8 protein-coding genes and 2 pseudogenes are annotated in these 10,657 nt (G+C 70.1%); 8 read left to right on the forward strand and 2 right to left on the reverse strand.

Translation table 11 applies throughout. The features are described from left to right. Positions 1 to 98 precede the first annotated feature (98 nt). Positions 99 to 434, reverse strand: coding sequence for an LAETG motif-containing sortase-dependent surface protein (locus ACFY4A_RS32125; protein WP_390832834.1), 336 nt, complete (start codon positions 432 to 434; stop codon positions 99 to 101). 109 nt (positions 435 to 543) lie between these two features. Between ACFY4A_RS32125 and ACFY4A_RS32130 the strand changes: the two genes are divergently transcribed. The 8 genes and pseudogenes from ACFY4A_RS32130 (at position 544) to msrA (ending at position 10,262) form a co-directional block, all read left to right on the forward strand. Next, positions 544 to 909 (forward strand): hypothetical protein, encoded by a 366-nt coding sequence (locus tag ACFY4A_RS32130; protein ID WP_390832835.1) that lies wholly within the window; start codon positions 544 to 546, stop codon positions 907 to 909. A 222-nt stretch (positions 910 to 1,131) separates the two neighbouring features. Then, positions 1,132 to 2,373 (forward strand): Ig-like domain-containing protein, encoded by a 1,242-nt coding sequence (locus ACFY4A_RS32135; RefSeq protein WP_390832836.1) that lies wholly within the window; start codon positions 1,132 to 1,134, stop codon positions 2,371 to 2,373. A 111-nt stretch (positions 2,374 to 2,484) separates the two neighbouring features. Next, positions 2,485 to 3,936 (forward strand): ABC transporter permease, encoded by a 1,452-nt coding sequence (locus ACFY4A_RS32140; RefSeq protein ID WP_390832837.1) that lies wholly within the window; start codon positions 2,485 to 2,487, stop codon positions 3,934 to 3,936. Between the two features lie 69 nt (positions 3,937 to 4,005). Continuing rightward, the gene (locus ACFY4A_RS32145; RefSeq protein WP_390832838.1) at positions 4,006 to 4,689 is read left to right on the forward strand and encodes an ABC transporter ATP-binding protein; all 684 of its coding nucleotides are present in this window, start codon (positions 4,006 to 4,008) and stop codon (positions 4,687 to 4,689) included. 212 nt (positions 4,690 to 4,901) lie between these two features. Next, positions 4,902 to 8,135: a S8 family serine peptidase gene (locus ACFY4A_RS32150; protein ID WP_390832896.1), complete on the forward strand. Its 3,234-nt coding sequence runs from the start codon at positions 4,902 to 4,904 to the stop codon at positions 8,133 to 8,135. A gap of 172 nt (positions 8,136 to 8,307) precedes the next feature. Then, entirely contained in the window at positions 8,308 to 8,820 is a 513-nt protein-coding gene (locus tag ACFY4A_RS32155; RefSeq protein WP_390832839.1) for a hypothetical protein, read from the forward strand. 162 nt (positions 8,821 to 8,982) lie between these two features. Continuing rightward, positions 8,983 to 9,253, forward strand: a pseudogene (locus ACFY4A_RS32160) (restriction endonuclease); the annotation flags it as partial. Positions 9,254 to 9,749: 496 nt separating this feature from the next. Then, positions 9,750 to 10,262, forward strand: a complete 513-nt coding sequence (msrA, locus tag ACFY4A_RS32165) for a peptide-methionine (S)-S-oxide reductase MsrA (RefSeq protein WP_390832840.1) — start codon at positions 9,750 to 9,752, stop codon at positions 10,260 to 10,262. A gap of 178 nt (positions 10,263 to 10,440) precedes the next feature. Here msrA and ACFY4A_RS32170 read toward each other — a convergent pair. Beyond that, positions 10,441 to 10,551: pseudogene (locus ACFY4A_RS32170) on the reverse strand (peptide-methionine (S)-S-oxide reductase); the annotation flags it as partial. Positions 10,552 to 10,657 lie beyond the last annotated feature (106 nt).

Consider the following 10,657-nt stretch of genomic DNA (forward strand, 5'->3'; position numbering starts at 1 on the left):
GGTGCCGCCGGCGACGTAGGGGGTGGTGTCGATGCTTCCGGTGTCGGCGAGTTCGGTCCCGCTCCCGGCGGAGGCGTCCTCCTGGGCGCCGGGCGGGTTCAGAAGCCGAGGCGCTCCCGGCGCATGGAGTAGACCACGAAACCGGCGCCCAGTATGAGGAGTGCGGTGCCGCCGGCGACGTAGGGGGTGGTGTCGATGCTTCCGGTGTCGGCGAGTTCGGTCCCGCTCCCGGCGGAGGCGTCCTCCTGGGCGCCGGGCGCCTCCGCCGCCGAGGCGGGCCGCCCCTGCTCCGTGACCTGGGCCGTCGGCGCCGCCGGGCCCGCCCCTCTCTCCGGAGTGCCCACCGACGCGTTCGCGGACGGGACGAACCACAGGGCGCCCAGCAGGGTTCCCGCGGCGGTGGTGGTCAGCAACGTACGGCGAGCGGATGACACGGAATATCGATCCCCTTGTGGCGCTGGTGAATTGGCCGTGTGGGGCGATGTTAGTGAACGTCGCGGGTCACAGGAAAGTCACGGGAGGTTTGAGCCGTACGCTCCGACCATGAGCACTCCAGAGACTTCACGTTTTGTGCGCCTCAGTGTCGAGCTCGTCGTCGAGATCGAGGACGAGGAAGCCGTCATCGGGGCGGCCCGCAGCCGGATCGCCGAGCACGCCGAGGGCGGCGAGTTGGACCCCGCGGAGCGGGCGCACGCCGAGGACGCTGTGACGGAAGACACCGCCGAGGCCCTGGCGTACCTGGTCGATCCGTTCGTACTGGTTGGCGAGGTGCCGGGGGTGGACCTCCAGCAGGCCTCCTGGTCGAGCGAACACATCGAATACGACCCCGATTCGCCCGACTGGGAGTTCGGCGAGGATGATGGCGACGGGGACGACGAGGAAGTGGACGGCGCGGGCCACTCCGGCTGACGTCGTCCGGGTCGCATCGGCGATCCCCGGCCGCAACCGGCGTCCGGGGTTTCGTCGTCTCACGTATCGCGCAGGCCGGGCCGCGCACCGTCCGCTCCGGCGGACGTGGCGAGTCCCACATCTACACGACGTGGGAAACGGGACGAAACGGTCGTAGCGTTGAGGACTTGCGACGGGGGACTCGAGGGGTTTTGGGACTCGCCAACGATGGAGAAGCGTGTGATGACGAACAGTAAGCGGCGCAAGCGCCTGACGGCCGCGTCCGCACTGCTCGGTGGTGTACTGGTGCTCACGGCCTGTTCCGGCAGCAGCGACGCGGCCGACGGCGGTGGCGACACCTCGCAGGCCAAGGCCGACAAGGCCGCGGCCCAGGAGTCGTCGGAGGCCCAGATCAAGATCACACCAGCGGACGGGTCCGACAACGCCTCCATCAACAACTCCGCTGCCGTCACCGTGGCCAAGGGCACGCTGACGAAGGTGACCATGACCACGGCCGACGGCACTGCCGTCGAGGGCGCGATATCCGCTGACAAGACGAGCTGGAAGCCCAGCACCCAGCTCGAGCGCGCCACCACCTACAAGGTCTCCGCGAGCGCCACCGACGCCAAGGGCCGGGCCGCCCACGAGAACGCCTCCTTCACCACGGTCGCCCCGGCGCACAGTTTCATCGGTTCCTTCACGCCGGACGACGGCACCACCGTCGGCGTCGGCATGCCCGTCTCGATCAACTTCGACAAGGCGATCACTGACAAGGCGGCCGTCCAGAAGGGCATCACCGTCACCTCCTCCAGCGGCCAGGAGGTCGCCTGCCACTGGTTCGGTGTGCAGCGCCTGGACTGCCGTCCCGAGCAGTACTGGAAGGAGAACTCCACCGTCACGCTGAAGCTCGACCTCGACGGCGTCGAGGGCGCCCAGGGCGTCTACGGCGTCCAGCAGAAGACGGTCACCTTCAACATCGGCCGCAACCAGGTCTCCTACGTCGACGCGAAGACCAAGCAGATGAAGGTCACGCGGAACGGCAAGGTCGTCAAGACCATCCCGATCTCCGCGGGGTCGCCCGAGAACAAGACGTACGAAGGCCGGATGGTGATCTCCGAGAAGTTCAAGGAGACCCGGATGAACGGCGCGACGGTCGGCTTCACCGACGACGACGGCAAGGGCGAGTACGACATCAAGGACGTGCCGCACGCCATGCGCCTGACCAACTCCGGCACCTTCATCCACGGCAACTACTGGGGCGCGGGCGTCTTCGGCAACGCCAACACCAGCCACGGCTGCGTGGGCCTGCAGGACAAGAAGGGCGCGAACGACCCGAACACGCCGGGCTCGTGGTTCTTCGACAACTCGATGGTCGGTGACGTCGTCGTCGTCCAGAACACCGGCGACAAGACCGTCGCCCCGGACAACGGCCTCAACGGCTGGAACATGAGCTGGGCGCAGTGGAAGGCCGGTTCGGCCGCCTGACGACCGCTCGGCCATGAAGACCGGTGCCGCCCTCGGGGCCGCACCGGTCTTCTCATGCTTCTCTTATGACGGCCTCAAGACCTCATCAGGCTGCGTCCCTACCGTCGGCGCATGTTCTTCACCTACTTGAGGCGCGAGCTGCGCCGCCGTCGAAAGGCGGCATTCGTCGTCGCCTCCGGCCTCGCGCTGGGCATCGCGCTCGTCATCGTGGTCAACTCCGTTTCCAACGGCATGGGCAGGGCGCAGGACAAGGTCCTGCAGTCGCTGTACGGGCTGGGCACGGACATGACCGTCAGCAAGGCCGCCGCGCCGACGTCCGGCGACTCGCGCCCGCGCTTCAAGTTCGACGCCAAGGAGAACGGCGACAAGGGCCAGCAGAGCAGCGACCGGGTCATGGCGCAGGGCTTCACCACCCTGCCCGCCTCCACGGTCACCAAGGTGGCGGACCAGCGGGGCGTCTCCTCCGCGGTCGGCGGGCTCAGCCTCAACGTGGTGAGGGTCAACGGCCAGTTCACCCGCGGCCAGTTCCAGCAGGGCGGCGGCGGTGGCGAGATGCGCGGCGCGCCCGGCTCCGGGCCGCAGGGCCGGGTCATGGGTGGCGGCGCCGACTTCGACGTCAACCAGTACACGGTCTACGGCACCGACGTCACCCGGCCGGAGCTCGGCCCGCTGACTTCCTCGGAGATCACCGACGGCCGTACCTTCAAGTCCACCGAGACCGACGCCAAGGTCGTCGTCGCCGACTCGGCGTACGCCAAGGAGAAGAAGCTCGAGGTCGGCGGCAGCGTCACCATCAAGGGCGTCAAGTACGAGGTGATCGGCATCGCCACCGCGAGCAGCGGGGACGCGGCGGCCAATCTGTACATCCCGCTGAAGCAGGCGCAGACCCTCAGCGGCGACAAGGACAAGGTCACCACGATCTACGTCAAGGCGACCGACTCCCAGCAGATCGACGCCGTCAAGAGCGCCATCCAGAAGAACGTCCCGGGCACCACGGTCACCACCTCCGCCGACCTGGCCAAGACCGTCTCCGGCTCCCTGTCCACCGCCTCCGGCCTGGCCACCACCGTCGGCAAGTGGCTGTCCATCGCGGTGCTCGTGGCCGCCTTCCTCGTCGCCGGCCTGCTGACATCCTCGGCGGTCTCCCGGCGGGTGCGCGAGTTCGGCACGCTCAAGGCGCTGGGCTGGAAGTCGGGCCGGGTGACCCGGCAGGTGGTCGGCGAGGCCGTCGTCAACGGCCTGGTCGGCGGTTTCCTCGGAATCGCGCTCGGCCTGGCGGGCGCGTACGCGGTGACCGCGATCAGCCCGACGCTGCAGGCGCAGCTCGGCGGCTCGGGCAGCGGCCCGGTCGGCGAGGGCGTCTTCCGCGGCGGCGGGGGCCTCGGCGGGCCCGGCCGGCAGGCCGCGAAGTCCCTGGAGGTCGCGCTCACCGCGCCGGTCAGCCTCACCACCATCGCCCTCGCGGTCGGCCTCGCCGTGGCCGGCGGCCTGATCGCGGGCGCGTTCGGCGGCTGGCGGGCCTCCCGGCTGCGCCCGGCGGACGCCCTGCGGCGCGTCGAGTAGCACGCCGCCCGCCACGACCCAGTGGGCCGTCGGCCCCACCTCTCCCCGCATCCCAGGAGCTGCTTCCCCATGTACGAACTCACCGGCGTCACCAAGCACTACACCCGGGGCAAGGAGGTCGTCCGTGCCCTCGACGAGGTCGACCTGACCATCGGCGACGGCGACCGCCTGGTCATCCAGGGCCCCACCGGCGGCGGCAAGTCGACGCTGCTGCAGATGCTGGGCGGCCTGGACCGGCCCACCTCCGGCCAGGTCGTCCTCGACGGCACCGACCTGGCGAAGCTGCCCGAGGCCCGGCTCACCCGGGTGCGCAGCGAGAGCATCGGCTTCGTCTTCCAGTCCTTCAACCTGATCCCCACCCTGACCGCGCAGGAGAACGTCGAGACCGCCCTCGTCCCGCTCGGCATCAAGGCCGCCGAACGGCGCGAACGGGCCGCCGAGGCACTGGAGTCGGTCGGGCTCGGCGAGCGGCTCGGGCACCTGCCGTCCGAGATGTCCGGCGGCCAGCAGCAGCGCGTCGCCATCGCCCGCGCCCTGGTCAAGCAGCCGAAGGTGCTGCTCGCCGACGAACCCACCGGCAACCTCGACGAGTCCATGCGCGACGAGATCATGGACGTGCTCGAACGCATGTGGAAGGAGCACGGGTTGACGTTCGTCATGGTCACCCACGACTCCACCATCGCGAGGAAGGCCCCGCGCGTGGCGACCATCCGCAAGGGCCGCATCACCGTCAAGGAGAACGCGGGCGCCTGACACCACCCCGCTATTGAGCAGTTGATCACCTCCCGGCATACTTCCTTTTCCGGGGGGTGGGGGTGTAGCGCACTCGTACGAGCCTTCCTCCGGCCGAGTGGACGGGGAATCCGCTCGGCACTCCGTTTCCAGGGGGAGTTTTGCGCAGACAAGTGAAAAGAGCGTGCGTGACCACGGTCGCCACGGCGGCGGCCGTCGCCCTCGCCGCGGGTATGACCAGTCCCGCCTCGGCAGGGCCCGAGCAGCGCCCGGCCAATGCCGCCGGGCCCACGGCCCACCGCACCATCACCCTCATCACCGGCGACCGGGTCACCGTGGACGCCAAGGGGCGCGTGGTCGGCCTGCACCGGGCCGAGGGCCGCGAGCAGATACCCGTGCAGATCCGCCGTACGGGCGGACACACCCTCGTCGTACCGGCCGACGCGTCCCGCCTGATCGCCTCCGGCAAGCTGGACCAACGCCTGTTCGACATCACCGAGTTGAACAAGTCCGCCCACCGCAGGTCGCTCAAGAACGGCCTGAAGGTCATCGTCGGCTACCAGGGCGCCGCCACCACCGCCCGGACCGACGTCCGCGAGGCCGGCACCCTGCGCCGGGCCCTGAAGGCGCTGAACGCCGACGCGGTGCAGACCCCCGTCAAGGACACGCCCCAGCTGTGGAAGGCGCTCACCAAGGGGGACCGGACCAACGCCGGCATCGCGCACATCTGGCTCGACGGCGTCCGCAAGGTCAACCTCGACAAGTCCGTGCCGCAGATCGGCGCGCCGAAGGCGTGGCAGACCGGCTACACCGGTAAGGGCGTGAAGATCGCCGTCCTGGACACCGGTGTCGACACCACCCACCCCGATCTGAAGTCCCAGGTGGTGGCGGCCAAGAACTTCTCCACCGCCGGCAGCACGACCGACCGCTTCGGCCACGGCACCCATGTCGCCTCCATCGCGGCGGGCACCGGCGCCAAGTCGGGCGGCAAGTACAAGGGCGTGGCGCCGGACGCCGAGATCCTCAACGGCAAGGTCCTCGACGACGACGGCTACGGCGACGACTCCGGCATCCTGGCCGGTATGGAGTGGGCGGCCCAGCAGGGGGCCGACATCGTCAACCTCAGCCTCGGCGGCCCGGACACCCCCGGAGTCGACCCGCTGGAGGCGGAGGTCGACAAGCTCTCCGCCGAGAAGGGCATCCTCTTCGCGATCGCCGCGGGCAACGAGGGCCCCGAGTCGCTCGGTTCGCCCGGCAGCGCCGACTCCGCCCTCACCGTCGGCGCGGTCGACGACAGGGACCGGTTCGCCGACTTCTCCTCCACCGGCCCGCGCGTGGGCGACGACGTCATCAAGCCCGACGTCACCGCGCCGGGCGTGGCCATCACCGCAGCCGCGGCCAAGGGCAGCCTGATCGCCCAGACGGTCGGCGAGAGCCCGGCCGGCTACCTGACCATCGACGGCACCTCGATGGCGACCCCGCACGTCGCCGGCGCCGCCGCGCTCCTCAAGCAGCAGCACCCCGACTGGGGTTACGCCGAACTGAAGGGCGCGCTGGCCGGCTCCGCCAAGGGCGGCGCGTACACGCCCTTCCAGCAGGGCGCCGGCCGTATCGCCGTCGACAAGGCGATCGAGCAGACCGTGATCGCCGACCCGGTGTCGGTGAGCTTCGGCGTCCAGGCCTGGCCGCACACCGACGACGAGCGGGTCACCGAGCAGCTGACCTACCGCAACCTCGGCACCGAGGACGTCACGCTCAGCCTGGCCATGACGGCCGCCGACCCCAAGGGCCAGCCGGCCCCGGACGGTTTCTTCACGCTCGGCGCGACCGAGGTGACGGTCCCGGCCGGTGACAAGGCCTCCGTCGACCTGACCGTGAACACCCGGCTGGGCGGCACCCTGGACGGCGCGTACTCGGCGTACGTGACGGCGACCGGCGGCGGGCAGAGCGTCCGTACGGCCGCGGCCGTGCAGCGCGAGGTCGAGTCGTACGACGTCACCGTCAAGCACATCGGCCGGGACGGAAAGCCCACCGCCGGCTACGACACGGCCCTGTTCGGCTACACCGGCCTCGGCGCGAACCGTGCCTACCAGGTGCCCGCCGGCTCCGGCACGGCGACCGTGCGCGTGCCCAAGGGCACCTACCTGCTGGACGCCTGGATCGCGAAGGACTTCACCACGTTCAAGGGCGGCCTGGACTGGCTGGTCCAGCCGAAGCTGACCGTCACCGGGAACGTCACGGTGACGGTCGACGCCCGCAACGCCAAGCAGGCCGACATCACCGTGCCGGACAAGACCGCACGGCAGCACATCGGGACGATCGGCTACTACTACGACCCGGCGGTGATCGGCCTCTCCATGACCGTCGGCTCCTGGTCCCAGCTGCGCACCGGCTCCGTCGGCGGCGACGTCGCCGGGCTCAGCCAGGTCTGGAGCGGCCAGTGGACCAAGGGATCGACGGCCGAGTACGACGTGGCGACCACCGCGGCGGTCAAGCGGTTCCAGGGCGGCAAGGTCCGCCACTACGCGACACGTGACCTCGCCACGGTGAAGAACTCCGTCGGCGCGGGCGCCTCCGGCAAGACCGGCGCCGTCACGCCCTGGGGCCTGCTCTCCGGCAGCATCGTCATCGCGGACAGCATCGAGCAGAAGCTGCCGGGCACGCGGACGTTGCACCTGTCGACGGGCAACGGCATCCAGTGGTCCCTGTTGGTGGAGCAGTACCGCGGCCACGACAAGAAGGGCCGGCCGATCAGCGAGGCGCTGTACGTGCCCGACGGCATGAAGGCCTACAAGGGCGGCAAGACCTACACCAACACCTTCAACAGGGCGGTGTTCGGTCCCCACCTGAGCCGGGACTACGGCGTCTTCCGCTACAGGAACGAGCTCTACGGCGCCCTGCCGCTGTTCGCCGACTCCCAGGCGCACTGGGGCTTCTCGACGTTCACCTCGGCGAAGACGACCCTGTACCGCAACGGCAAGAAGGTCGCATCCAACGACGACCCGCTGTTCGGGGACAAGCCCTTCACCGTCACCGCCGGTGACGCCCAGTACCGGCTGACGACCTCGGTCACACGCAGCGCGAAGGTCTCGGGCGCCTCCACCCGCATCGACGCGAGCTGGACGTTCCGCTCCAGGAAGCCGTCCGGCTCGACAGAGGTCCGGCTGCCGGCCTCCATGCTCCGCTTCAAGGCGACCACCGGCCTGGACAACCGTGTCCCGGCGGGCAGGACGGCCATCTTCCCGGTCACCGTGGAGGGTGCCGCCGCGGGCAAGAACCTCAAGTCGCTGACCGTCTGGGTGTCGTACAACAGCGGCAAGACCTGGAAGAAGGTCACGGTCAAGAAGGGCAAGATCACCGTCAGGAACCCGGCGAAGGGCAAGGCCATCTCCTACAAGGCCACGATCACCGACAAGAAGGGCAACGTGTCCACGGTCTCGATCTACGGCGCGTACTACGGCAAGTGAGCCGGTAGCCGAGGGCTCATGACTGCCCATGAGGCCCATGACTGCCCATGAGGCCCATGGCGAACGAGCGGCCCGCTGGAAGCAAGGCTTCCGGCGGGCCGTTCCCGTGCCCGGGGACCAGGACTGCGTCCCTCACTCCTCCGCCGGCCCGGCGTTGGCTAGGGTCGTGACCATGACAGCCGCTGCCACCGCGATGATCACCGCCGTCGTCGGCGTCCTCGGTACGCTCTTCGCGCCCGTGCTCAGCCAGCGGCTGACCGCACGCCAGCGCGCCGAGGAGGCCGAGACGGCGGAGCGCAGACGGCGCTTCGAGGAACGCCGCGACGCGTACACGGCGATGAACCGGGCCTCACGCCAGTTCCACACGCTCCTCAAGGACGCCCTGCACCGCATCCGCGACGGTGTGTACACGGAGCAGGACCGCGACCAGCTGGAAGAGGTGCGGCGCGACTACCGCGACCGCTATGCCGAGGCCCAGATGGTGGTGCCCGAACGGATACTGGACGCCTCGCGGGCGGTGAACGAGGTCCTGGCGAGCGCCGACGCCGCGGCCAAGCGCCTCGACCGGGGCCTGGCCGCGGAGGGCGAGAGCGCGCGGCAGGCCCTGCTCGACCTGAAGGAGGCCGAACCGCGGCTGTCGGCGATGCGCAGGATGATGCGGGAGGACCTGGGCGTGCGGGGTTGAGACGTGCGGGATGGGACGTCTCGGCTGCGGTCAGGGGTTACGCGTCCCGCCCCGTCAGCGGTGCGAACGCCGAGCGTAGGCAACCCTATGACCTGGGTGAACGTCGCTCCGGTGAGGCACGCTGGAGGGTGTGCCTGGCCGGAAGTGGGCCGGGCGCGACGGCCGCGAGGAGAACCCTTCGCCAACGGCAAGCCGCTGGAACTGATCCCGGGAACCGAACTCGTCGACCTGCTGCACCGTCATGGGCTGCGTGGACGACTGGGCGCTGGTGCCCGTCAATCCGCGGCTCAGCCGACGCCGACGGTTGCGGACACTCGGTTGCGGACACTCGGCTGCCCGAGACCACAACGTCCTGGGCATGTCGTGGACCGGAGGTGTCGCCCTGGACGTGTGCGCTCTCGTCCGCCGTGGCAACCGCGTCCTCAGCGACGATCGTCGTCGACGCCGTGCGGAGCGCGCGGATCCCGCGCCGCGGTTCTTCCATACAGCCCAGGGTGAGGTCGGCGCCCCCAACCGAAGCCGCTCCCACTGCGCGGGGCTCAGCCGCTCCACGGAGGCCGGCCCCTTCGAGCGCAGGGCGTCGGCGCCCGGAGCGGCGCGACGCCCGTGGGGCAAGACGCCCCCCAGTTCGTCTCGAACGGGTCACCCAGCTTGCCCCCCGTCCCAGCGGGGCGGTGATGTCGACGCCGCGGTAGCCGTGCGTGGAGTAGGGCCCTCCGGATGAGGCCACCGGCGCGGGGTGGGCAACAGGTCGGTGCGCTCCTCGTGGTGGCCAGTGGTCGGCGAGCGCAGAGCGGGCTGGACGGGCACGGAATCGCTTCGAAGCCTCGTGCGTTGAGGACAGTGGGCATGGGATGCCGGTGGTGTGCGAGCCGAGCAGACTGAGCGACCGAGTTGACAGACAGTTGACAGACATTGGAGGGGCCGTAATGGCTACGCAGACGCAGAGGGCAGTGCTGGCCGGCGGATGCTTCTGGGGGATGGAGGAGCTGATCCGCCGACTCCCGGGCGTGACGGCGACCCGGGTCGGATACACGGGGGGTGACGTGCCGAACGCGACGTACCGTAACCACGGCACGCACGCGGAGGCCATTGAGATCCTTTTCGACCCCGCGAAGACCGACTTCCGCGCGATCCTGGAGTTCTTCTTCCAGATCCACGACCCGAGCACCAAGAACCGCCAGGGCAACGACATCGGCCTCAGCTACCGCTCGGCGATCTACTACGTGGACGACGAGCAGAAGCGGATCGCCGAGGACACGATCGCGGATGTGGACGCCTCCGGACTGTGGCCCGGCAAGGTCGTCACCGAGGTGGAGCCGGTCGGCCCCTTCTGGGAGGCCGAGCCCGAGCACCAGGACTACCTGCAGCGTTACCCGGACGGCTACACCTGCCACTTCCCGCGCCCGGGATGGCGGCTGCCCGCCCGCGCGGAGGGCTGACCGCGAGGCTGCTTGGCGGAAGGCGCGGAGGCCGACCGCCCGAGGCTCCGCAGCCAGGTCGCGCCTGCGGGGCCGGCGGCGCCCCGCTGTGGACGATGGGTGCCGGCGGCGGGACACAGCCGGGGAAGAGCAGAACGGATCCGGCGATCCCGATCCAACTTTGCTGAATCCGTGCGTCTCAGCCGTCGGTCGTGGCGACGCCGGTGGGGCAGGAGGCTCCCCAGTTCGTCTCGAAGGGGTCACTTAGCTTGACCCCCGTCCCGCCGAGCCCGCAGTACCCGTTCGGGTTTGAGCCCGCCCAGCGCTCGGCCGGGGCCGCTCAGTGGTGCAGCGTCGCCGGGCTGCCGCCGTTGGCCTCGTAGCCCGCCACGGCCAGGGCCCGGTAGACGGCGAAC

Origin of the sequence: Streptomyces sp. NPDC001292, from assembly GCF_042896465.1 — a bacterium.
Lineage (GTDB): Bacteria > Actinomycetota > Actinomycetes > Streptomycetales > Streptomycetaceae > Streptomyces.

Excerpts from the sequence above, each read along its gene's own strand:
- ACFY4A_RS32155 (WP_390832839.1), top strand. The coding sequence starts at position 8,308 with ATGACAGCCGCTGCCACCGCGATGATCACCGCCGTCGTCGGCGTCCTC.
- ACFY4A_RS32150 (WP_390832896.1), top strand. The coding sequence starts at position 4,902 with ATGACCAGTCCCGCCTCGGCAGGGCCCGAGCAGCGCCCGGCCAATGCC.
- ACFY4A_RS32130 (WP_390832835.1), top strand. The coding sequence starts at position 544 with ATGAGCACTCCAGAGACTTCACGTTTTGTGCGCCTCAGTGTCGAGCTC.
- ACFY4A_RS32140 (WP_390832837.1), top strand. The coding sequence starts at position 2,485 with ATGTTCTTCACCTACTTGAGGCGCGAGCTGCGCCGCCGTCGAAAGGCG.
- ACFY4A_RS32145 (WP_390832838.1), top strand. The coding sequence starts at position 4,006 with ATGTACGAACTCACCGGCGTCACCAAGCACTACACCCGGGGCAAGGAG.
- msrA (WP_390832840.1), top strand. The coding sequence starts at position 9,750 with ATGGCTACGCAGACGCAGAGGGCAGTGCTGGCCGGCGGATGCTTCTGG.
- ACFY4A_RS32135 (WP_390832836.1), top strand. The coding sequence starts at position 1,132 with ATGACGAACAGTAAGCGGCGCAAGCGCCTGACGGCCGCGTCCGCACTG.